This window comes from Prevotella heparinolytica (genome assembly GCF_002998535.1).
GTDB lineage: Bacteria > Bacteroidota > Bacteroidia > Bacteroidales > Bacteroidaceae > Bacteroides > Bacteroides heparinolyticus.
Window position 1 is genome coordinate 2,659,420 of record NZ_CP027234.1, and the last position, 23,173, is coordinate 2,682,592.

Consider the following 23,173-nt stretch of genomic DNA (forward strand, 5'->3'; position numbering starts at 1 on the left):
AGAGGGCTTACATTCTTATCCCGTCCAGCAGTTCCAGATACAATGCGATGGCCTCTTCAATCTCTTTGATGAAGACAAATTCGTCGGCCGTGTGAGAGCGTGCGCTCTTGCCGGGTCCCATCTTCATGGAGGGGAACGGCATCAGGGCTTGGTCGGAAAGCGTAGGCGAGCCGAAAGGCGTGCGCCCCATGGCAATGGCTTTCTGTACGACGGGATGATTGAGCGGTACGTGCGACGAACCCAACCGGAGGGAGCGGGCTTTGGCCTCGCAGGTGATATGTTTCTGTATCTCGTCGAAGAGTTCGCTGTTGTTGTAGCATTCGTTGCTGCGTATGTCCACTGTGAACGTGCAGCAGTCGGGGACGACGTTGTGCTGTGTTCCGGCATTTATCATGGTCACGCTCATCTTTACCGGGCCCAACAGGGGAGATTCTTTCGGGAAGCGGTAACCGCGGAACCAAGCGATGTCGTCCAGCGCCTTGTAGATGGCATTGTCTCCTTCGTTGCGTGCGGCGTGTCCCGACTTGCCGGTTGCCGTTACATCCAGCACCATCAGCCCTTTCTCGGCCACGGCGGGTTGCATCTCGGTAGGCTCGCCCACAATGGCAAACCGGATGGGAGGCAGTTCCGGCAAGACGCTCTCTATGCCATCCTTGCCCGACACTTCTTCTTCGCACGAGGCAAGATATATCAGGTTGTAGGGCTGCGTGGTGCGGCACAGTTGCAGGAACACTTGCAGCAGGCTGACTACGCTTGCGCCGGCATCGTTGCTGCCCAATCCGTACAGCTTTCCGTTGCTTTCCTGCGTCGGGGCGAACGGGTCTTTTCTCCATCCGTTCACGGGCTTCACCGTATCTATGTGGGAGTTCAGCAGGATGGTAGGCTTTTCCAGATCGAACATCGGGCTGAGACACCATACGTTGTTGCCTTTCCTGCCCGTTGCCATACCTTGCATCTCGATGTGGTTTTGCAGAAAGTCGGCGGCCTTCTCTTCGTCGCGGCTTATGGAGGGGATGCTGATGAGCGACTTCAGCAGTCCGATGGCTTCTGATGTCAGGCCGGGTATATCGTAGTTCATAATGCTGTGGGGTTATAATCTGTTTGGGCGCAAATTTACGGATAAATTTCAGAATTAATATAAAGAAGAGAAACGCTTTATTGTTTTGCCAAGTTGGTTCATTGTATTCAATGTAACCAGAATTCGGAACAGGCGGTTGCTTTTGCTAAAGATTTTAGGGGCTGCATCCTATCGGACGGATATTTCCTGAATGCACCGGTTTACAGTGGCCGGGCAGAAGAGGGCCTTTTACGCCGACCCGCCCTCGCCCTGTTTTGACAGCTGCAATCCTTTGTCGCGACAGACGCAAGTGTTTGAGCTGTCAGGGACAAGTGTCTGACGGGGCATGGCAAACACCTGATAACCAATATGCTTTGACCTTAAAACACAAGCCGCCGGGTGAGGTTGTCGACTTGCTTCTTATCCCGACTCAGGTTAAGTTATATTGAGTTCACGTTAATGTAAGACACATTAGTGCAATGTCTATATGCAACTTTTATCAGAATTTTATTATTTTTGCCACCGGATTGGGGCAACTCATCCCAAGGTGTATTAGATAAAGAAGGAAGCGTTATGCTTATCTTGTAAAGTTGGAAACCTGAGAAATTTCTATTTTGATACAAGAGATTGGCATAGTGATTCTCACGTTATAGCGTGGGCTGCTATTACCATATTTGTATCAAGGGTTTCTCAGGACCTCAACTTTACGATGTGGCATTACAGTTCCACGCTTCGTGATTTATGAAAGTACACTTTGAGGGCTGGAATTACATAAAAAATAAAAAGAATGAAAGACATCGTTTATGCTTACATGACTTTTGGTGAAGACTATTGGTGGGCGTTTTTAATCGTTTGGCTGCTTCTTATAATAATGACTTGGATTCCTGATTTTGTAAACTTTCGCAAGACAGCTTTAATAATTCCGGGAATTTTCTTTTTGGTTTGGTATATACTGGAAATACTTCGTTACCTATGTTTGATATAAGAACGAGAAAGTTAAAGCCTTGACCCTTAAATAAGATGCATGGAAAGCCTCACGATAACAAGAAATCTCGGATATGGGTAAGATGAATGAAGGAGTACCCTTTCTTGAAATCCTTATGATGATTCGGGAAGTTTTTCTGTATCTACGGATAAATCCTGAAAAAGGAAGAAGGTTTCAAATGAAACCACTACCTTTGCGGTGTATTTATTAATTCATAGACTTATGACTTATCATCATTTATCTGTTCTGGTGCATCGCCAGGCAGAAAAGTATGGAGACAAAACGGCCCTGAAATACAGGGACTATGAGACGGCGCAGTGGATACCGGTTTCCTGGAATGAGTTTTCGCGGATTGTGCATCGGGTTGCCCGGGCAATGGCAGCCTTAGGGATAGAGCCGCAGGAGAACGTCGGTATCTTCTCGCAGAATAAACCCGAATGTCTTTATACTGATTTCGGCGCTTTTGCCAACCGGGCGGCGACTGTTCCTTTGTATGCCACCAGTTCGCCGGCACAAGCGCAGTATATCATCAACGATGCAAAGATGCGCTATGTGTTCGTGGGTGAGCAGTTTCAGTATGACGCAGCTTTCAGTGTGTTCGGCTTCTGCACCTCCTTGCAGCAACTTATCATCTTCGATCGTGCCGTGGTGCGCGACCCGCGAGACACCACGTCCATCTATTTTGACGAGTTTCTGGAGATAGACAAAGAGGCACGATACGCTGCAGTTGTGGAAGAGCGTACCGCAGCAGCTTCGTACGACGACCTTGCCAATATCCTTTATACCTCCGGCACCACCGGCGAACCGAAAGGAGTCATGCTCCACCATTTCAATTATCGTGAAGCTTTCCGCATCCACGACATCCGCCTGCCTTTTATGACCGACAAAGATGTTTCCATGAACTTCCTTCCGTTGACGCATGTGTTCGAAAAGGCGTGGACTTATCTCTGCATCCATCGGGGTGTGCAGGTCTGCGTCAATCTCCGTCCGCAGGATATTCAGACCACCATCAAAGAGATACGCCCCACGCTGATGTGCAGCGTGCCGCGCTTTTGGGAGAAAGTCTATGCCGGCGTACAGGAAAAGATTGCCCAAGAAACCGGCTTGCGCAAAGCGATGATGCTGGATGCCATCAAGGTGGGCAAAGCGCACAACATCGACTATCTGCGCCGTGGAAAAACTCCTCCGGTGATGCTTCATCTGAAATATAAGTTTTACGAGAAGACCGTCTATGCGCTGTTGAAGAAGACCATCGGCATTGAAAACGGCAATTTCTTCCCCACGGCGGGTGCTGCCGTGCCCGATGAGATTTGCGAGTTTGTGCATTCGGTGGGCATCAACATGGTGGTGGGCTACGGACTGACGGAGTCGACGGCCACCGTGTCGTGCTTCTTGAACGAAGGCTACGAGATAGGCTCCGTGGGTACGCTGATGCCCGATGTGGAGGTGAAGATTGGCGAGAACAATGAGATACTCTTGCGTGGCAAGACCATTACCACCGGTTATTATAAGAAGCCGGTAGCCACTGCGGCCGCCATTGATGAAGACGGTTGGTTTCATACGGGCGATGCAGGTTATCTGAAAGATAATCATCTCTATCTGACAGAGCGCATTAAAGACTTGTTCAAGACGTCCAACGGGAAGTATATCTGCCCGCAGGCGTTGGAGACCAAGTTGGGCATCGACCGCTACATCGACCAGATTGCCATTATTGCCGATGAGCGGAAGTTCGTCTCTGCCCTGATAGTCCCTGTATATGGTTTCGTGAAGGATTATGCCGACGAGAAAGGCATTGCGTATGGCAGCATGGAAGAGTTGTTGCAGCATCCTAAGATACAGGCCTTGTTCCGTGCCCGCATCGACACGCTGCAACAGCAGTTTGCCCATTACGAACAGGTGAAACGTTTCACGCTCCTGCCCGAACCTTTCAGCATGGAGCGCGGCGAGCTGACGAACACGTTGAAGCTGAAACGTCCCGTGGTGGCGAAGAACTACAAGGATGTGATAGATAAGATGTATGAGGAGTAGCGAAAAAAAAGCACTATAGAAATATATAGTGCCTAATTTAAAATCTGTGTAATACGCATCGTCTGCGTCTGAATGATGTATAAACAGCCTTTCGGGCAGCCCGGCATACAGTGGCGTCCGAAAGGCTGTTTGTTTTTTTAGTATCCGAAGATTTCTTCCTGTGTCAGTTCAACCACCGGGGCTATTTTCTTCAAGGCTTCGATGTCGAGCTCTTTCTTGTCGCCGAGGATACCGTAGTTGTACGTGCGTCCTTTTATCCGGCTGGTTTGGAAGTCGACAACGTCTTTCAGCGTCATGCCCTGAATGTCGTTGTACAATTTGATGCGTGAATCTACATCCTGACCCAGATATTGGGCGCTGATAAACGACCAGATGACGCTCATCTTCGTGATGCGTTCGGTGCGCAGGCGTGCCGTCATGCCCTCTTTGGCCAGTTTGAAGGCTGCTTCCGATTGGGGCATGTTTTCGATGATGTCGTTGAATGTTTTGATGGCATCCAGCATCTTGTCGTTCTGCGTGGCTATCTGGCTCATAACAAGGTAATTGTTTTTCAGATAAGACGGACGGTTGAAACCTGCCCATGCCGAATAGGCCAACCCACGGCTTTCGCGCATTTCTTGGAACACGATGGAGTTCATGCCGCCCCCGAAATACTCGTTGTAGAGCTGGCGTGCCGGCTCGATGGAGGCATCGAACTTCTCTCCCCGGTTGGATATCTGGGTCATGTAAATCTGTTTTGCCTCGTATGGAGCAATGTAGAAAGTGGTTTTCGGCGTAAGCTGTTCATTGAAGTCATTGCCCGTGGGGATGTCTTTCAGCATGGCCGGAGTCTTGTGCTCTTTGGCAAGAAGGGCAAGCACGTCTTGTTCGCTGCGGGGGCCGTAGTACAGAATGCGGTGCTTGAAGCCGTTCAGGCCGTGGATGCGGTCTACCAGCTCTTGCGGGTTCATGTCGGTCAGTTCGGCTTCGCTCAAGAGGTTGGTTGCGGCGTTTTTCGGGCCATAGACGATGTAGGTCGTCAGGCGCGAGAAGTTCTGCATCTGGTTCAGTTTGGCATCTTTACGCTTCTTCAGGATGTCTTGCACGAGGTTGGCGTAGGCTTCCTTGTTGACTTGCGCATCGGCCAACAGCTTTTCGAAGAGGGCGATGGCGGCGGGCATGTTTTCGTTCAAGCCCGAAAGCTCCACATACGTGCGTTCGCTGCTGGGATATACGCTGAAGCTGCAAGCCATGCGGTAGAACTCGCTTTTCACCTGTTCGGGAGTCATGTCCGATGTGCCCAGGTATTCCAGATACTGGGCTGCCGTGCCCAATGCCTTGTCGTTGTTGTTGCCCATATCGAAAAGATAGGTCAGCTCGAAAATGTCGTTGTTGGTGTTCTGCTTGTAGAGTACGGGGATACCGTTCTGTGTTTTCAGTTGCGACAAGTCTTTGCTGTAATCGAGGAATACCGGCTCGATGGGAGTGACTTGGCTTCCCTGTATATCTTTCAGGAACGGGCTGATGGCGTCGCGGTTCATGAAGATGGGGGTGATGGTGGGTTTCGCAATCTTCTTCTCGTTCAGGTCTTTTCCCTGACGTTTGTAGATAACGACGTAGTTCGTGTCTTCCAGATATTGGTTGGCGAAAGCCACGATGTCGGCTTTGGTCAGTCGGGAGATGCGGTTCAGTTGGTTCACCTCGTCGGCCCAGTCGCTGCCGTTGACGAAAGACTGTACGAACCAGTTGGCGCGTGCGCCGTTGCTATCCAGTCTGTATAGCTGGTTCAGTTTGAAGTTGTTGATGTTGGCTTCCAATATTTTTTCGTCGAAGTCGCCGTTGCGCAGTTTCTTGACTTCGCCCAGCAGCAGGTCTTTCACCTCGTCCAATGTCTGGCCCTGTTTGGGACGTCCCTGCATCATCAGTGCGGAATAGTCTGACATGCTCATCGGATAGCAGTAAGCGCTCAGCGTCTTCTGTTGTTGGGTCAGGTTGAGGTCAATCAGACCGGCTTGGCCGTTGTAGAGGATTTGCGATACCACTTCCAGTATTTCGGCCTCTTTGCTGGCTGCTCCGGGGAATCGCCATGCCAAAGCCACGCTTTCGGCGTCCGGGCCGAACACTTCGCGCACAATCGGGGCGGTGATAGGCTTTTCTTTCGCCAGATTCAGTTTGGGCAGATTGGGATTGGGCTTCAGTGAGCCGAAGTATTTGTCAACGACGGCAATCATACTGTCGGGGTCGAAGTCGCCGCTGAGGCAGATGGCCATGTTGTTGGGCACATACCACATCTTATAATAGTTTTTGATGTTGGTGATGGAGGGGTTCTTCAGATGCTCCTGTGTGCCGAGTACGGTTTGCGTGCCGTAGGGATGGTGGGGGAAGAGGGCCGATAGGGTAGCTTCGTACACCTTACGCGGGTCTCTGGTGAGCGACATGTTCTTCTCCTCGTACACCGTCTCCAGCTCGGTGTGGAAACCGCGGATCACACTGTTCTTGAAGCGGTCGGCCTGTATCTTTGCCCAGTTCTCTACTTGATTGGAGGGTATGTCTTCGGTGTAGCACGTCACGTCGAAGCTGGTATAGGCATTCGTCCCATTGGCGCCGATGGCAGTCATCAGCTTGTCGTATTCGTTGGGGATGGACAGTTTGGATGCCTCGTAAGAAAGGCTGTCGATGGCGTGGTAGATGTTTTTGCGGGCAACGCTGTCCGTTGTTTTGCGATAGATTTCGAATTGCTGTTCTATCTGGTCGAGCAGTGGCTTCTCGGCTTCGTAGTTTTGCGTGCCGAAGTGGTTGGTGCCTTTAAACATCAGGTGCTCGAAATAGTGTGCCAGTCCGGTGGTTTCGGCAGGGTCGTTCTTTCCGCCCACACGTACGGCGATAAACGTTTGTATACGCGGTTTCTCTTTGTTAACTGTCATGTAGACTTTCAGTCCATTGTCTAAGGTGTAGATACGTGCTTTCAGCGGGTCGTTGGGCACGGTGGTGTAGCGATAGTCCTTGGGACCAGCGCCACGCATGCTTGCTGTTGCCAGAATGAAAAGCAGCAGGCACGCCAAGCGGAATAATTTATTCATAAATTAAAGTTATTGGGTTGATAAACACAAAAGTATGTATTTTTATCCAAAGGTGGTGCATGTAGCAGGTTATTTTTTGAAAAACGGGCTATGTTTCACTGCTTCAACTATTTCAGGAGCTTGCTTTTTGAGTAATTGTGTTTTTTTCCTACCTTTGCCGTCCTGAAAACCGAAAAGGAACAAGCGTATGATTACCGCAGAACAACTGAAAGATATCAAAGAACGTACCGATGCCTTGAACCGCTATCTGGACATCGAAGGAAAAAAAATACAAGTAGAGGAAGAACAACTCCGCACGCAAGCCCCCGGATTCTGGGACGACCAAAAGGCCGCCGAAGCGCAGATGAAGAAAGTGAAGGGCTTGCAACAATGGATTTCGGGCTACAACGAGGTGAAGACGCTGACGGAAGAAGTGCAGCTGGCCTACGATTTCTACAAGGACGAGCTGGTGAGCGAGGAAGAGGTGGACGAGGCCTATGCCAAAGCATCCGTTGCCGTAGAGGAACTTGAACTCAAGAATATGCTTCGCGAAGAAGCCGACCAGATGGACTGCGTGCTGAAGATAAACTCCGGTGCGGGCGGCACGGAAAGCCAAGACTGGGCCAGCATGCTGATGCGCATGTACCTGCGCTATGCCGAGACCAACGGTTATAAGGCCACCATTGCCAACTTGCAGGAGGGCGACGAGGCGGGCATCAAGACTTGTACCATCGAGATTGCCGGCGATTATGCCTACGGTTACCTGAAGGGCGAGAACGGGGTGCACCGCTTGGTGCGCGTCTCTCCCTACAACGCACAGGGCAAGCGCATGACTTCTTTTGCCTCTGTGTTCGTCACTCCGTTGGTAGACGATACCATTGAGGTGAACATCAACGTAGCCAACATCTCGTGGGATACCTTCCGTTCCAGCGGGGCAGGCGGGCAGAACGTGAACAAGGTGGAGTCCGGCGTGCGTCTGCGCTATCAGTTCAAAGACCCTTATACGGGCGAGGAAGAAGAAATCCTGATTGAAAACACCGAAACGCGCGACCAGCCCAAGAACCGCGAGAATGCCCTGCGCCAGTTGCGCTCCATCTTGTACGACAAGGAACTTCAGCACCGCATGGCCGAACAGGCCAAGGTGGAAGCCGGCAAGAAGAAAATCGAATGGGGCTCGCAGATACGCAGTTACGTGTTCGACGACCGCCGCGTGAAAGACCATCGCACCAACTTCCAGACCAGCGACGTGAACGGGGTGATGGACGGAAAGATAGACGGCTTCATCAAGGCATACCTCATGGAGTTTGCCGGAAGCGGCGAATAGAGGCGGAGGTGGGGCGCTACATGGGGCGCAGTTCCACCGTGAGCCCCATTGCCGCCGCGATGCGGTAGAGCGTGGAGACGGTGGGGATGGTCAGCCCTCTTTCGATTCTCGAAATGTAGCCTTTGTCCGCCCCGATGCGCTTGGCGAGTTCTTCCTGCGTCAGCTTCGCGTTTTTGCGGGCATCCAGCAGGATTTGGGCGTTGTATTCTTCCCAAGCCTTTTCTCTGGCTTGTTCGCGCTCTTTTGTGCCAATCTCTCCGAACTCTCTTGCGAGTTCGGCGCTGACGTCGTAGATTTCATTCTTTTTGCTCATGATACTCTTTCTTTAGTTTGAGTGCTTTTTCGATTTCGCTGTTTGGGGTTTTCTGCGTCTTTTTCCTGAAACAGTTGAACAATATCACTATCGTGTCTCCGTCGTAAGTGAAGAGAAGGCGAAATTCATTGTTGCCCTAATTCACGCGGAACTCGTAAATCCCGTTTCTTATGAACTTGATATAGTGGTTTGGCACTTTATCCTCTGTTTCGAGCAGCAGCAGGGCATGCCTTATCTTTTTTCGTTCTTGGTCTGACAATCGGGACATGAAGTCAGAATAATACCCTTTGTATGCGATAATCTTCCTCATGGTGCAAAGATAGCGATAGTTATATGAAAATACAACTTTTTCTCTCTCTTTTTTCTTTCCGGCGTTTCGGCATCCTCTCTGATGCGGGGCGGAGGGCGGGTGGTTGCCGCGATTGCTTTTCGGGGATGGCGGCTGTCGTTCTTCCTGCTGCATATCTCTCCTCTGCGGACGGCACGTCCGCTCCCTTCGGGTTTCCTCCGGTTTCGGAGGAACCATTAAAGGAGGAGGTATGCTTTTATATGCTTTGCTTTGCTTTGTGTACCAAATGCCGCTTCAACGGGCTTTTGGTACGTAAATCCTGCTTTTTCGAGCTTAAATGTTGCATTTTTGGCGATAAATGTAACATTTAACGGACGGGTTCTCCCTGTGTCGGCCGCCTCTCTCGCGATGTTGTTCTGCCGGGTTTCTTTCGGGTGCCGGTGCAATGAAGATTCTTCAGGCATGCCTTTGTCGGGCGAGGGAGTGCCGGGCACGGGTGCTTGTCGTGCCGGAGGCTTGTGTTTGGCGCCTCAGACACAAGCCTCTGACACGTCAGACACAAGCCTCTGTCGTGCCGAACGCCTGTGTCTGTCAAGGCAAAGTCCGGCCGTCCGGGAGCGGGGCGGAGGGTGAGGCGGGACGATGGTTGAACATTTTTCTCTTTTTCGTTTGGAAACTTCCCGAATTTCCTCTTACTTTGTTCATCGTTGAACTTTAAACAGCAAAAACGCCATGGGAAAAAGTAAAAAGAAGACAAAGCACAGCCTGAAGGAAGAGCAACAAGCCAAGAAAGTGATGATTGTCATCGGCATCGTAGCCATCGTTTTGGTTATAGCCATGTTTGTGGGCTACTCTTACCGGGGCTGATGACAAATTAGAAAGGACGGGCATGCCGCAGGAGATAGAACGGAAATTCCTTGTGACGGGCGAGTATAAGTCGCAAGCCCACGCACAGAGCCGCATCGTGCAAGGCTACATCAGCAGCGCGCGCGGGCGGACGGTGAGGGTACGCATTCGCGACGGCAAAGGCTATCTCACCATTAAAGGACCGTCCGATGCGTCGGGAACCGCACGCTACGAATGGGAGAGGGAACTTCCGCTTGAAGAGGCCGAAGAGTTGATGCGGCTGTGCGAACCGGGTGTCATCGACAAGACGCGCTATTTGGTGCGCAGCGGCCGCCACATCTTCGAGGTGGACGAGTTTCGAGGCGAAAACGAAGGGCTGACCTTGGCCGAAGTGGAGCTTTCCTCGGCCGACGAAGTGTTCGTGAAGCCCGCTTTCCTCGGCCGGGAGGTGACGGGCGACGTCCGGTATTATAACTCGCAACTGATGAAGCAGCCTTTCGGCACGTGGCCGCAAACCCACGATTCACCCTAATCCTTACGCAATCATGGAGAAACTTTACGAGTACTTGCCAAGAGAACTGGTCTCCTTTATTCTGGTCACCCTGTTTTCTCTGCTCATCGGGCTTTCGCAGCGTAAAATCAGCCTGAAGCGCGAAGGCGAGACCACGCTCTTCGGCACCGACCGCACGTTTACCTTCATCGGCATTCTGGGCTACCTGCTCTACATCCTCGACCCTGTGGAGTATCGCCTCTTCATGGGTGGCGGTGCCGTTCTGGGCTTGCTGCTCGGGCTGAACTACTACGTGAAACAGGCGCAGTTCCATGTGTTCGGCGTAACCACCATCGTCATTGCGCTCATCACCTACTGCATAGCACCTATTGTGGCCACGCAGCCTTCGTGGTTCTACGTCATGGTCGTCGTCACGGTGCTGCTTTTCACCGAACTGAAGCACACCTTTACGGAGCTGGCGCAGCGCATGAAGAACGACGAGATGATAACGCTTGCCAAGTTTCTTGCCATCAGTGGCATCATCCTGCCCATGCTGCCCAATAAGAATCTCATCCCCGGCATCAACCTGACGCCTTACACCATCTGGCTGGCCACGGTGGTGGTATCGGGCTTCTCCTACCTCTCGTATCTGCTCAAGCGTTATGTCTTCCACGAATCGGGCGTGCTGGTTTCGGGCATCGTGGGAGGGCTGTATAGCAGCACGGCCACCATCTCCGTGCTGGCACGCAAAAGCCGCAGGGCCTCCGCGCAGGATGCCCCGGAATATGCGGCTGCCATGTTGCTGGCGGTGAGCATGATGTTCCTGCGCTTCCTGATACTGATAGGCATCTTCAGCCGCGATACGTTGTTGGCCATCTATCCCTACCTGCTGCTTATGTCGGTTGTGGCGGCAGGCACGGCATGGTATCTGCATTCCCGGCGCAGACCGGCGGATAACGGCGACCATGCAGGCGAGGAAGAAGACGGCAGCAATCCGTTGGAGTTCAAGGTGGCACTCATCTTCGCCGTGTTGTTTGTCGTGTTCACCATACTGACCCATTATACGTTGATGTATGCCGGTACGGGCGGATTGAATCTGCTCTCTTTCATCTCCGGTTTCAGCGACATCACTCCTTTCATCCTGAACCTGCTTCAGGGCACGAACAGTGTGGCGGTGACGGTTGTTGCGGCTTGCAGCATGCAGGCCATTGTCAGCAACATTGCGGTGAACATGTGCTACGCCCTTTTCTTTGCCGGCCGGCAGAACCCTTTGCGCCCGTGGATATTGAGGGGTTTCGGTTGTGTCATAGCCGTGAACATCTGCATCCTGCTCCTTTTTTACTTTCTGTAAGCAAGTTGTTCCCTGATTCCGGACATTGGTCGGGCACCGCGGCGGAAGAAGCGGCTGGAGGAAGACCCCGCACTGAAAAGGCAGAAAAATATATTTCAATAAAAGCCACACTGATTATTTTCTAAAAATCTACGGTAGGAACAACGCTTTTTGCATCAGAAAAAGAAATTAATTTGTACCTATTTATGGTGAGATGATGAGCGCCTATTGCATAAGTGCTGAAAAAAGATGATAAAATTCATTATTTGTAGGTGTTGTTCATTCTGAAAAAAGAAAGTATTTATACATTATAATTAACCTATATATTAATTTAATTGTATTAATCATGATGGACATTAAAAAGAAATTTTTAGTTTTTTCTTTGATTGCTGGTATGTCGTTATGCGCATCTGTGGCAATGAAAAATGTAGAGGCAAAAGAAACTCAAATCTGGGTGGGTGTTGGACTTGCAGCAGCAAAAGCTGGTCACTCTGCTGAAGCTTGTGCTGGCATTGGCGTGTTAGGTGTTGCGCAATGTGCTTTATGGGGATCAGCTGTTGGTCCAGCGGGAACAATAATGGGAGCGGCTTTTGGTTTATAGTAGTGTATGTCAAATAGCTGCGAATGCCCTTATTGTGGGAAAAAGTTGACGTTACGCCAATGTTTATCATATCTAAATAAAGGAAAGGAACATTCTGTTCTTTGTAATAATTGTGGGCGTAGTATTCATCCGAAAAATAATCCTTATTCATCTCGAAAGGGGGTGTATTTTGGAGCGCTTTCAGCTTGGCTTCCAGCAATTATTAGTATATATATATATCATACAGATCTTATTACAGCATATTTGATAGCTCTTCCTTTTATTATTATTACTTGCTTTTTAAGTGTGTACATTTGGTATAAGAATTTATATTTTGAATAAAAGCTGCAATAATAGTATTATTCAAACAGGCTCTCACTCATCCCAGTTGTTATATAACAATTGGGATGAGTTTTAACTCTTATTCAATATGGTAATAAATTTTCACATCGTCGCTAAATATTTTTCCAGTACTTCGTTTGTGAAGCGTTCGATACTATGTGTTCTTTCGCTCTCGTGTTTGATTGGAATTTTCTTAGGATTTATTTTGTGCGATTTGATTCCATCTGTGCAAGATGTGGGGGATGAAAATCATTCTGTTATCGGTCAATTGTCTACTATGAAGCCTATAGAACGCTTTTTCTTTATAGCGAAGAACAATGTTCTGGTTGGGTGTAAGTGCTTTTGTGGTGGATTATTTTCTTTGGGATTTTTTTCTGTTATAAGTAATATGTATAGTGCGTTTGTTTTCGGTGTGGTTTTAAAAAAGAGTACTGTGGTGTTATCGGTGGAGAAAATTTTATACACTACTCTTCCGCATAGTCTTGAGATAGTTGGCATTATTGGAATGGGGTATGTTGGGACGATTTTAGGTATTTCGCTTTTGTGTAGGAAACTCTATTTATCTCTTATAAGAATGGTTTTATTATTCATCGTATCACTTTTACTTATTTTAATTTCTGCGTGTATAGAAAGCTATATTTCTATTTGTTAAGATATGGATTATATTAAAGTGTCATTTTCGGTTTTAGTATTACTGTTGTTAGTATTATGCTCTTTCTTTGTTAGTTACTATTCCAGTATATCTATTTTTAGAATGTTGGATATTCCAGAGTTTAATGATAGTGCACACGTCTTTTCTTGGTTTTCTGGAGGCTTTTCTTCTGTAATTCCTTTGTCTTTTTTCCTTTTTTATGGCATTACGATTAATTTGATGATGCGGTCACTATTTGAAATAGATATTAAATCAGGCGAAGTTTTTTTCGCGGTATCCGTAGGCTTAATTCCCTTACTCCTATACCAATATTTCTTTTGGTTTAATTTAGTAATGTATACCCCGGATGTATCTATTATTTCTGTGGAAAATTATTTTGAAAAGATTAATTTCCTTTTTAATTTGACATTTCAAGAAGTTCAGGCGATTGGTGATATTTGTTATTTATTATTCTTTCCGATTACAATAATAACTCTTTACCAATCATGCCGGCGTAAACTTATAAATATTATAATTGCCGTATGTGTTCCTTCTGTAATTGTAGCATTATGTTATATAATAATTTAATTTTATAGTTCTGTTTTTATTTATATTTTCTTATAGTTTTCTGTCTGTCATGCACCCAGCAAAGTTCCCATTGGCTTTTCCTTATATCCTGAAGAACTTTGGTTTCGTTACGCAATTGATTGTTCTCTTCCTGAAGGAGCTGAAGAACTTTAACCTGTTCTGCTGCCAGACCTGTATAAGCTGTTGTGCAACTCCTTTTTTTGCTTTTTTAACTCCGATAGTCTCGTAAAAGCGTGGAAAGGAGCTATTTTTGTCGCAATCATTGTGACAAAACCGGGGCAAGCGCCGTCTGTTACCTCAGGACAATGGTGGATGAATGATCTGAATAATCACTTAACATGAAAACAATGAGAATGAAATGGTTTGTGCTGCTGTGGATGCTGATGCTATCCGCAATGCTGGCTGCACAAAGTACGGCTCCCTTATCTTTTCAAGTCAAAGGAGTGTTGCTCGACTCGCTTACCCACGAGGGAGAGCCTTATGCCACTATTAAAATCGTGAAGAAAGAAAATCCCGGACGTGCTTTGAAGATGATGGTGACGGACATGAAAGGCCGTTTTCAAGAGAAAGTGACCGGCACGGGAAACTTCGTGCTCACCATAACCTCTGTGGGGCGTGTGCCTATCGTGAAGAATTTCACGGTGAAGGCAGGCAAGCAGGTAGTAGACTTCGGCACGCTGTATGCCGTGGATGCTACCAACGAGCTGGCGCAGGTGGAAATCGTGGCCCAAAAGCCGTTGGTGAAAGCCGATGTGGATAAGATAGAATACAATATACAGGATGACCCCGACTCGAAATCGAACTCCTTGCTGGAGATGCTCCGCAAAGTGCCTCTGGTGACAGTGGACGGGGAGGACAACATCAAGGTGAACGGTAGCAGTAACTTCAAGGTCTACGTCAACGGGAAGTCCAACAACATGATGAGCAACAATCCTACGGAGGTGTTGAAGAGTATGCCCGCCAACTCCATCAAGCACATTGAGGTGATAACCAATCCCGGCCCCAAGTACGACGCCGAAGGCGTGGGAGGTATCCTTAACATCGTCACTATGGGCAGCGGACTGGAAGGTTACACGGTGACTTTCAGCGGGAATGTCAGCAACCGAGGTGCAGGAGGCGGCTTGTTTGGTACGGTGAAGAGCGGTAAACTGACTGTCAGCGGTCGCTACAACTACGATTACCACGACCAGCCGCGCAGCTATTCCGGTGGAAGCCAGCGCACAAAAGGCAAAATCACAGCAATGTCTTCGGATCTGGATTTTGATGGAATGAACGAAGGAAGCGATCACTTCCAGTCGGGCAGTATGGAGGCAAGTTATGAGATAGACACCTTACGCCTGCTTTCCATGTCTTTCGGGTTGTGGGGAGGCGGAAACAAGGGGTCCGGCGAGAATCACGCCCGAGCCACCGCACCGGGCACGGACAACGAACTATACCGCTACACCTCGAACAACCATAACAAGCGCTCGTGGTACTCCATCGACGGAGGCCTCGACTATCAACGTCTGTTCGGTGTGAAAAACCGCATGCTCACCTTGTCTTATAAGATAAATACCCGTCCGCAGACCTTGGATTCGTATTCCGACTACAACGATACGCATGCAGCCACGGATTGGCAGGACTTCATGAAGCGCATGCGCAATCAGCGTAACGACGGTTCGCAAAGCACCACGGAACATACTTTCCAGGTGGACTATACCACGCCCATCGGCAAGATTCATACGCTCGAAGCCGGTACCAAATACATCTTGCGCAACAACATTTCGGAGAACGACCGCTATGAGCGTATGATTGGAGCGGATGCTTACGAGTTCGACAGAGACCACAGCTCTCACTACAAGCATCAGAACGACATTCTGGCCGCCTATCTGGGCTATGGATTGAGGGTAAAGAAACTTTCCGGACGGTTGGGTGTGCGCTATGAGCATACCATCCAGAACGTGAAATACAGGTTGGGCAAGGGCGATGATTTCAAGGAGCATTTTAACGATGTGGTGCCCTCGGCAAGCATCGGCTGGAAGCTGACCGATATGTCGAACCTGCAACTGGGCTACAACATGCGCATTTACCGTCCGGGCATCTGGTTCCTGAATCCTTATCTGAACGACAGCAATCCCACCTACATCAGTCAGGGTAATCCGAATCTGGACAGTGAGAAGAACCATTCGTTCAACCTTAGCTACAGCAATTTTACCCAAAAGTTCAACATCAACCTCTCCATGCGCTATTCGTTCACCAACAACAGCATCGAGAGCATCACCGAACTTGTGTCGGACAGAACGCTGGTGGAAAAGGGATTGCAGAACCCTACCGGCAAGGATGTCCTCTACAACACCTATCAAAACATCGGTAAGAGCAGGAATGCGGGGTTGAGCGGCTATGTGAACTGGAACGCGACTGCCAACACGCGTATTTATATGAACTTCTATGGCAGTTACGCCTATATGGAAGACGGCAGGGGACTGAAGAACGACGGGTGGAGTCTCTTTGCTTATGGCGGCATCCAGCAGTCGTTGCCTCGCGACTGGCGCATCAGTATGAACATGTACGGACAGACTCCGTGGATAATGCTTCAAGGCAAGGGAAGCAGTTTCTTCGATTACAGTTTGAGCGTTAACAAGTCTTTCCTGAAAAAGCGTCTTACCTTGTCGGCATTTGCCGGAAACTTCTTCTCGAAATATATGCATCAGAATAATACGTTGGAGAATGCCAACTTCATACAAGAAAGTCGCTACAAGTATAGTCGCCGGCGTTTCGGCGTGAGCGTCAGCTATCGCATCGGCGAACTGAAGGCAAGCGTGAAGAAAGCCTCGCGCACCATCAGCAACGATGACGTGAAGGGCGAGGGAAACAGTGGCGGTGGAGGAGCCGAATAAGGAAGGTTTGGTATAGGAAGACGCGGAGGCACAACATTTTCCGTTCATCTGCAACGAACAGGAAATGCTGCGCCTCCGCGTCTTTGTTGTATTATCTGCGGAATAGTTCTTTCATTGCCGATACTCCTGAATGTTGTGCTTCCGCATCCTTTTTTGTATAAACGGCCGAACAATCAGCAAAGTCCCGGTGGCATTTCGTCTTCCTCCGGGTTTACTTTGCCTCGATACGCGGGAGTAGCGCCTCTAAGGTGTGGGCTTACGTCCCGTAAAGTGTGGGCTTACACCTCGTGAAGTGTGGGCATAGGCCTCGTGAAGTGTGGGCTTGGAATTGCCCGGATGTGGGGTTATGTCTGCCAAGCATATAAGATTGAACTTTTTTGTAGCAAGAAAGAAAGGGTTTGCCCATCGGCTTTTCTGACTATCGCAAAGGCATGTCATCAGAAAGGGGGATATAAAAAGATAAAAGGAAACTGTCTCACGACGCTCTCCTTTCCGTTTTGTTTTGTTTGATTGTTCTTCTTATAAATCGTGCGGGTGATAGGACTCGAACCTACACGCCTCACAGCACCAGATCCTAAGTCTGGCGCGGCTACCAATTACGCCACACCCGCAAGTTCGTTTTGTAGTGGCTGCAAAGGTAGAAAGAAATTTCATTTCAGCAAATAGTTGAAGTTGCAAAGTTACTTCAAAGCCCCTATTTTAAGGTTTTTTCGAGCTTCTTCAATAATAGTGTCTATTCCGTTGGCCTCGTCTTCCTTGCTCATGTCCACCTTTTTGTCCGGGGCGATGCCGAACTCTATCTGCTGCTTGCCTGCATCAAGATGTGGGCTAGCCGAGAAACGTATTCCCCACCCGTTGGGAAGTTCGGACGAGAAAGGCAGTCCGGAGCCGCCGCCGGTCTTATCGCCTATCAGTGTAACGTTGGGGAAGTAGCGCATGGAGTTGACGAAGTCGTTGGTGGCGCTGTAGCAATGGCGGTTGGTGAGCAGGGCCACTTTTTTTTGCCAGCGAATGCTGTTCGAGGGCTCTATATAAATGGGTGTAGGTTCGGAAAAGTCGCTGTGCCCCTTGCCGGTTTTGTGCATGATGTGGCCCGTCAGCACCTTTTCGTTGGTGAAGCGTTGGGCCATGCGGGTGGCGTTTGTCAGGTTGCCTCCACCATTGTTGCGCACGTCTATAATCAGCCCGTTGCACACGGAGAGGTACGACAGAATCTCGCTCAGATTGCCGTCGCCGATGGGGCTGGAGAAGTTGCCGTAGTAGATGTAGCCGATGTTATCTTCCAGAATGGTGTATTTGGCGCCGCCGGCAATGCGGTAGTCCCTGCCCAGATACTTTTCTACGATGGCTTCGTTGAAGTTGCGGGGATAGTCGAGATACCAATCCCAGTAGCGTGCCATGTTAGAGGAGGAGTATAGGTTGACGTGCCCGTCTTTCAGTTCGGCAAGCATGTTGCCCAATACCTCGAACAGGGCGTCGTTGCCCATGTTCGGAGTGATGAGCGCTTGGTATTTGTCGTGAATGTCGTTCCAGTCTATCTGCTTGTAGTCGAAGAAGCAGTAGCGTTCGTCGATGATTTGCCACAAAGCCTCGAAATTGCCTTGCGGGGTGTTGGCATATTCCTCCTCACGGATGCATCCGTGCAGCAGGGGGAGCAGGCTGAGCAGAATGCCCCAAATGCTTAAAAGGTATCTTCTTTTCATCGTCCTTACCGTCTTCTTGTTACTAAAAAATCTTACCTCCTCTTATTGGGGAATAGATAGAACTCTTTTACGAAACCCGCCATGAATACATGCGAGTAGGTGTGCGTCTTTATCTTGTTGATGTTTGACTGCTGTGCGTCCCACAAGTAGGCAAGGCGTATGGTATAACGCCCCACAGGGAAGTCGGCGGAGAACATCTGCCTCAGTGACGGCTGGTTGTGCAGTGAGGTGAAGTTCACCACTCCGTCCCAATGTTCCAGCGTGAATATCTCGTAGTATGACTGTCCGTAGTTGGGCATGAACATCACGCCTGCCAGCGGGAGGTTTATCTGATAGCGCAGCGTGAAAGGGGAGGTTTTGATGCGCAACTTCCAGATGGCCATGCCCGATGCGGCAAGGTTGATGTAGGCGCGTGCTTGGGCGGGGTTATTGCCGTTGCGCAGGTTGTAGACAAAGCCCCCGTTGAGGTCGGCCACGCCTCCGGCCAGCAGCTTGAAGTTGCTTGTGATGGCGAAGTTGTAGTGCAGGCCGTAGTTCCAGTTGGCCAGTGCGGAGAGGGTGTTGTTATTCTCCGCCTTGTTGTGCGTATATCCCAAGTCGGCCTGAAAGAAGGTCTGTTGCGAGATGTTGCCGTTCATCAGCCGTGTCATCCGTATGCTTTCGCGGGAGACGCGGAAGTCGATGCCTTTGTATTCCTGTGGCGATAGATAAGTATCGAACACATTGGCGAAGCCCACGCCGTATAGCGTGGCACGGCTGACGATGCGGCTGCGGGCTGCGGAGTCTGTACGCAGCTTCTGCACGAAGTCGGCCTCCGCATCCTGAGCTTGCAGTGCGCCGCCGCCTGAAAGCAGCCCCACCAAGGCGATTATCCAATATAACTTCATAACCCTTCCTTCCATATTAACCGCTCATCACTTATTGCTAACCACTCTAAAACAGTTTCATCTGCCCTGTCATCTCATCCAGAATGTCTCCCTCGCTCTTCCCGTGGTCGGGGTCCAGAATTTCCGGTTCGTCTTCCCCCTTCCCGTCTTCCGGCTGTTGCGTCGGTTCGGGGCGGCGGGTAGGTTCCAGCTCGTTGATGGTGTCGACGGTGAAAGTGGTCAGCCGTTTGCCTTTGGCTTTGAAACCTTTCACGGCGATGAACTCGTCAGCTTCCACTACCAGAGGTTCGCGGAAGTTGTCGTGCCCGCCGAAGATGACCTCTAATCGTGGGTAGTATTCGTCAGTGAGCAGTATGAGGTTGTTGTTCTTGTTTTCGCCCAGATAATTCTGCTTGCGCGATGTAGCTTCGAAGCAGAAACGCTTGATATACGGATAGTCTTGTTGGTCGGCATCGTAGAGCACGGCCGTCCATACCTTGTTGGGGTCGTACTTCTCAAGCACGCGTATGTTGTCCTCGTAGTGGTTGTTCAAGTCGAAGTTGGTGGTGTGGAAATCGCCGTTGTTCTGCACCACGAGGATGGTGTCGTCGCTCTGGAACTCTCCGAGATACTCTCCGCGTCCGTCATAGTTGAGGCGCAGCACGTCTTGGTCGAACCATACCTGCCGTCCGCCCAATGTGGAGCCTCCGCGTTGCTTCAAGGCTATCTTGTGCACCGGGTTGCGGGTCAGGATGTTTCCCATGGCCTGACGTCCCTTGATGTTGATGGTGCTGAAGTCTTCTTCAAAGATGATGCGACGTATGCGCGGGTTGGGCTTCAGCGTCACTTTGATGATTTCGGCTTCGCCGTTGGGGTTGGAGCTGAAGTAGGTGATGCGGGAGTCGGGCGTGCCTTGCGTCACGTCGTACTCGCGGTCGCGCACCACACCGGTGACGGCGAAACGCTTGATGTAGGTGGTTCCCTCTTTTCCGTCGCGGTAGCACACGTTGTAGATGGTGCGTTTGTCGTTCTTCTTGAATACGCTGGCATAGAGTATATTCTTGCCCACGAACTTTTTCTCGGCCACGGGCGTGATGATGTACTTCCCGTCGCGGAAGAAGATGATGACGTCGTCGATGGGCGAGCAGTTGGCCAGATACTCGTCTTTCTTCAGGCCGGTGCCGATGAAGCCCTCTTCGCGGTTGATGTAGAGCTTCTCGTTGGCCTCGATGACCTTGGTGGCCTCGATAGTGTCGAAGTTGCGCAATTCCGTGCGGCGGGCAAAGCCTTTGCCGTACTTCTCTTTCAGCATGCGGAACCAGTCCACGGTATATTCCACGATGTTTGCCAAGTGGCGGTCTGTCTCCTCGATATCCGCTTTCATGCGGGCAATCAGCTCTTCGGCCTTATCGGAGTTGAACTTGAGGATGCGTGCCATCTTGATTTCCATCAGGCGGAGGATGTCGTCTTTGGTCACTTCGCGGATGAAGGTGGGGTAGTAGGGCGTCAGGCGGTCGTCGATGTGTTCGCAGGCGGCATCCATGCTCTTGGCCTGCTCGAACTCCTTGTCCTTGTAGATGCGCTCTTCGATGAAGACCTTTTCGAGCGAGGCGAAGTGGAGGCTTTCCAGAATCTCGCTCTTGCGTATCTCCAATTCTTGGCGCAGCAGGGCCAGCGTGTTGTCGGCCGATTTGCGCAGCACGTCGCTCACGGTGAGGAAGTGCGGCTTTTGCTCGTCGATGACGCAACAGTTGGGCGAGATGCTCACTTCGCAATCGGTAAAGGCATAGAGTGCGTCTATCGTCTTGTCGGACGATACGCCCGGCGCCAAGTGCACCAGAATTTCCACATTGCCCGATGTGAGGTCTTCTACCTTACGGATTTTTATTTTCCCTTTTTCGCTTGCCTTTACGATGGAGTCGCAAATGCCGGCCACCGTTTTCCCGTAAGGAATCTCCTTGATGGCAAGCGTCTTGTTGTCAATCTTCTCTATCTTTGAACGCACGCGTACGGCGCCTCCCCGCTCGCCGTCGTTGTACTTGGACACGTCGATGGAGCCTCCCGTCTGGAAGTCGGGATAGAGCTTGAAGGCTTCGTTGTGCAGATACTTGATGGAGGCGTCGCATAGTTCATTGAAGTTGTGCGGCAGAATTTTGGATGACAACCCCACAGCGATTCCTTCCACTCCCTGTGCCAGTAGCAAAGGGAATTTCACGGGCAGCGTCACCGGTTCTTTGTTCCGTCCGTCGTAAGAGAGTTTCCACTCGGTGGTTTTGGGATTGAACACCACGTCGAGCGCAAACTTGGAGAGGCGTGCCTCGATGTATCGCGGTGCGGCCGCGCTGTCGCCCGTCAGGATGTTTCCCCAGTTCCCCTGACAGTCTACAAGCAAGTCCTTCTGCCCCAGTTGCACCAAGGCGTCGCCTATGGAAGCGTCGCCGTGGGGGTGGAACTGCATGGTGTGCCCCACGATGTTGGCCACCTTGTTGTATCGTCCGTCTTCCATGCGGCGCATGGAGTGCAGGATGCGCCGTTGTACGGGCTTCAACCCGTCCATGATGTGAGGCACGGCACGTTCCAGTATCACGTACGAGGCATAGTCCAGAAACCAATTCTGATACATGCCGCTCAGCTGGTGTTTTACGTTGGCGTCTTTCGTGTCGGCAGGTTTGTAGTCGGAGTGTTCTTCTTTGCTGGCGGGCAGTTCGTTGTCCAAATCGTCTTTCGGAGCTTCAAAATCTTCGTTCATATTTGTTCGGGGATTGTCTGTTCAATGATATGGCTGATTTTCAGTTGCGGGCAAAAGTACGAAATTAATTCTATTATAGGAAAGCGGCATAATAGTTTTTTAACTGTACATCTTATCGTACTGGTGTTTGCTTGGCTGTATTCAAAGAATGTTTCATAATTTTACTCAGAACAACCTTGTTTCATTACTGTCTGGATAGCCTGCATAATAGCTTCTGAACGTGGTTCGGTCAAGAAGAGAAAGAAACATTGGAGACCAGTCCGTATATACCCTTACTTGTAATATGAATAGACAAAAGAAATGAATGTTTCTTTCCTTTCAAATTATCCAATCAGAAGGTTTATGCTCTTTTCTTTCATCTTTTCGATATTCTCTTCCGAGATATTATTGTCTGTGATGAAAGAATTTACCATAGATATTGAACCTAAGCTGGCAAATGCACTAACCCCTATCTTGGAGGAATCTGCTACTAGGATGACTTCCTCGGCAGCCTTTATCATGGCCGATTTAACCATCAGGTCACTGAGGCTTGGATAGGTCAGGCTCATGTCCGGGGATATGCCTGCTGTGGCAAGAAACAGTTTGTTGGCATGGAAACCTTTGAGTGAATCGGCTGCCATCTTTCCGGTCAGTGAAAGGGTGGGTGCTTTGAATTCTCCTCCCGTCACAATGAGATTGATACCAGGATTCTCGCCCAATATAAGTGCAATATTCAGAGCATTGGTGATGACGGTCAGCTCTTTGTATTGTATAAGTAGTTTGGCTATTTCTGTGGTAGTGGAACCGGAATCGAGGATGATACATTCACCTTCACTGATAAACGACACTGCTTTTTGGGCAATTTTCCTTTTTTCCTCAATATGGGTCTGGTTGAAGACCTTTCCGGTTTTTGCAAATGAGCCTACGTCTTTCAGGAAAGCTCCGCCATGTTCTCTTTGGATGTGCCCCAATTTTTCAAGAGCTTCCAAGTCTTGTCTGATTGTTACATCCGTTACATTGAAAATCCTGCTTAACTCTTGAACTTTTGCATGCCCGTCTTCACGGATTAGATCCAAAATCTTGACTCTTCTTTGGTTTAGTGCCATATCTACTTTCCATTTAAAATCCAAACAAAGTTGGATAATTCATTAATAATTAA

Annotated in this window: 18 protein-coding genes and 1 tRNA gene; 9 read left to right on the forward strand and 10 right to left on the reverse strand. The window is 49.6% G+C overall.

What is annotated here, in order from left to right; genetic code table 11:
* Nucleotides 1–7: 7 nt before the first annotated feature.
* Nucleotides 8–1,078, reverse strand: coding sequence for a M20 family metallo-hydrolase (locus tag C3V43_RS10685; protein ID WP_106069799.1), 1,071 nt, complete (start codon nucleotides 1,076–1,078; stop codon nucleotides 8–10).
* Between the two features lie 1,186 nt (nucleotides 1,079–2,264).
* On the opposite strand from C3V43_RS10685, the gene C3V43_RS10695 reads away from it, so the two are divergent.
* Nucleotides 2,265–4,070 (forward strand): AMP-dependent synthetase/ligase, encoded by a 1,806-nt coding sequence (locus tag C3V43_RS10695; RefSeq protein WP_106069801.1) that lies wholly within the window; start codon nucleotides 2,265–2,267, stop codon nucleotides 4,068–4,070.
* Between the two features lie 137 nt (nucleotides 4,071–4,207).
* Here the strand turns inward: C3V43_RS10695 and C3V43_RS10700 are convergent, their stop codons facing one another.
* Entirely contained in the window at nucleotides 4,208–7,129 is a 2,922-nt protein-coding gene (locus C3V43_RS10700) for a M16 family metallopeptidase (RefSeq protein ID WP_106069802.1), read from the reverse strand.
* Between the two features lie 187 nt (nucleotides 7,130–7,316).
* Here C3V43_RS10700 and prfB point away from each other — a divergent pair, with 187 nt between their 5' ends.
* Nucleotides 7,317–8,432 carry a peptide chain release factor 2 gene (gene prfB, locus C3V43_RS10705; RefSeq protein WP_106069803.1) on the forward strand — a complete coding sequence of 372 codons (1,116 nt, stop codon included), beginning with the start codon at nucleotides 7,317–7,319 and terminating at the stop codon, nucleotides 8,430–8,432.
* Nucleotides 8,433–8,448: 16 nt separating this feature from the next.
* Here the strand turns inward: prfB and C3V43_RS10710 are convergent, their stop codons facing one another.
* The 3 genes from C3V43_RS10710 to C3V43_RS10720 form a co-directional block, all read right to left on the reverse strand.
* On the reverse strand, nucleotides 8,449–8,745 hold the full coding sequence (locus C3V43_RS10710) for a helix-turn-helix domain-containing protein (protein ID WP_106069804.1): 297 nt from the start codon (nucleotides 8,743–8,745) through the stop codon (nucleotides 8,449–8,451).
* A complete protein-coding gene (locus tag C3V43_RS15070; RefSeq protein WP_317045997.1) occupies nucleotides 8,729–8,833 on the reverse strand; it encodes a type II toxin-antitoxin system RelE/ParE family toxin in 105 nt (34 codons plus the stop codon). Before C3V43_RS15070 ends, C3V43_RS10710 begins: the two co-directional genes overlap by 17 nt.
* A gap of 437 nt (nucleotides 8,834–9,270) precedes the next feature.
* Nucleotides 9,271–9,498, reverse strand: coding sequence for a hypothetical protein (locus C3V43_RS10720; RefSeq protein WP_129588754.1), 228 nt, complete (start codon nucleotides 9,496–9,498; stop codon nucleotides 9,271–9,273).
* A gap of 268 nt (nucleotides 9,499–9,766) precedes the next feature.
* Here C3V43_RS10720 and C3V43_RS15055 point away from each other — a divergent pair, with 268 nt between their 5' ends.
* The 7 genes from C3V43_RS15055 (at nucleotide 9,767) to C3V43_RS10755 (ending at nucleotide 16,717) form a co-directional block, all read left to right on the forward strand.
* Entirely contained in the window at nucleotides 9,767–9,901 is a 135-nt protein-coding gene (locus C3V43_RS15055) for a hypothetical protein (RefSeq protein WP_262494712.1), read from the forward strand.
* 22 nt (nucleotides 9,902–9,923) lie between these two features.
* On the forward strand, nucleotides 9,924–10,412 hold the full coding sequence (locus C3V43_RS10730) for a CYTH domain-containing protein (RefSeq protein WP_106069807.1): 489 nt from the start codon (nucleotides 9,924–9,926) through the stop codon (nucleotides 10,410–10,412).
* 13 nt (nucleotides 10,413–10,425) lie between these two features.
* Complete coding sequence (locus C3V43_RS10735; protein WP_106069808.1) at nucleotides 10,426–11,721, forward strand: MgtC/SapB family protein; 1,296 nt, start codon at nucleotides 10,426–10,428, stop codon at nucleotides 11,719–11,721.
* A 325-nt stretch (nucleotides 11,722–12,046) separates the two neighbouring features.
* Entirely contained in the window at nucleotides 12,047–12,301 is a 255-nt protein-coding gene (locus C3V43_RS14700; RefSeq protein WP_129588755.1) for a hypothetical protein, read from the forward strand.
* A gap of 499 nt (nucleotides 12,302–12,800) precedes the next feature.
* Entirely contained in the window at nucleotides 12,801–13,274 is a 474-nt protein-coding gene (locus C3V43_RS10745) for a stage II sporulation protein M (RefSeq protein ID WP_164996243.1), read from the forward strand.
* 3 nt (nucleotides 13,275–13,277) lie between these two features.
* Nucleotides 13,278–13,841, forward strand: coding sequence for a hypothetical protein (locus C3V43_RS10750; protein ID WP_217349950.1), 564 nt, complete (start codon nucleotides 13,278–13,280; stop codon nucleotides 13,839–13,841).
* Nucleotides 13,842–14,188: 347 nt separating this feature from the next.
* Complete coding sequence (locus tag C3V43_RS10755) at nucleotides 14,189–16,717, forward strand: TonB-dependent receptor (RefSeq protein WP_106070563.1); 2,529 nt, start codon at nucleotides 14,189–14,191, stop codon at nucleotides 16,715–16,717.
* Between the two features lie 529 nt (nucleotides 16,718–17,246).
* On the opposite strand, the gene C3V43_RS10760 is transcribed toward C3V43_RS10755, so the two are convergent.
* From C3V43_RS10760 to C3V43_RS10780, 5 genes are all read right to left on the reverse strand, one after another.
* A tRNA-Leu gene (locus tag C3V43_RS10760) sits at nucleotides 17,247–17,328 on the reverse strand.
* 69 nt (nucleotides 17,329–17,397) lie between these two features.
* Nucleotides 17,398–18,420: a S41 family peptidase gene (locus C3V43_RS10765; RefSeq protein WP_106069812.1), complete on the reverse strand. Its 1,023-nt coding sequence runs from the start codon at nucleotides 18,418–18,420 to the stop codon at nucleotides 17,398–17,400.
* 32 nt (nucleotides 18,421–18,452) lie between these two features.
* A complete protein-coding gene (locus C3V43_RS10770; RefSeq protein WP_106070564.1) occupies nucleotides 18,453–19,307 on the reverse strand; it encodes a DUF3316 domain-containing protein in 855 nt (284 codons plus the stop codon).
* Nucleotides 19,308–19,353: 46 nt separating this feature from the next.
* Nucleotides 19,354–22,035, reverse strand: a complete 2,682-nt coding sequence (locus tag C3V43_RS10775) for a DNA gyrase/topoisomerase IV subunit A (protein ID WP_106069813.1) — start codon at nucleotides 22,033–22,035, stop codon at nucleotides 19,354–19,356.
* A gap of 323 nt (nucleotides 22,036–22,358) precedes the next feature.
* Complete coding sequence (locus tag C3V43_RS10780; RefSeq protein ID WP_106069814.1) at nucleotides 22,359–23,120, reverse strand: DeoR/GlpR family DNA-binding transcription regulator; 762 nt, start codon at nucleotides 23,118–23,120, stop codon at nucleotides 22,359–22,361.
* Between the last annotated feature and the right edge of the window lie 53 nt (nucleotides 23,121–23,173).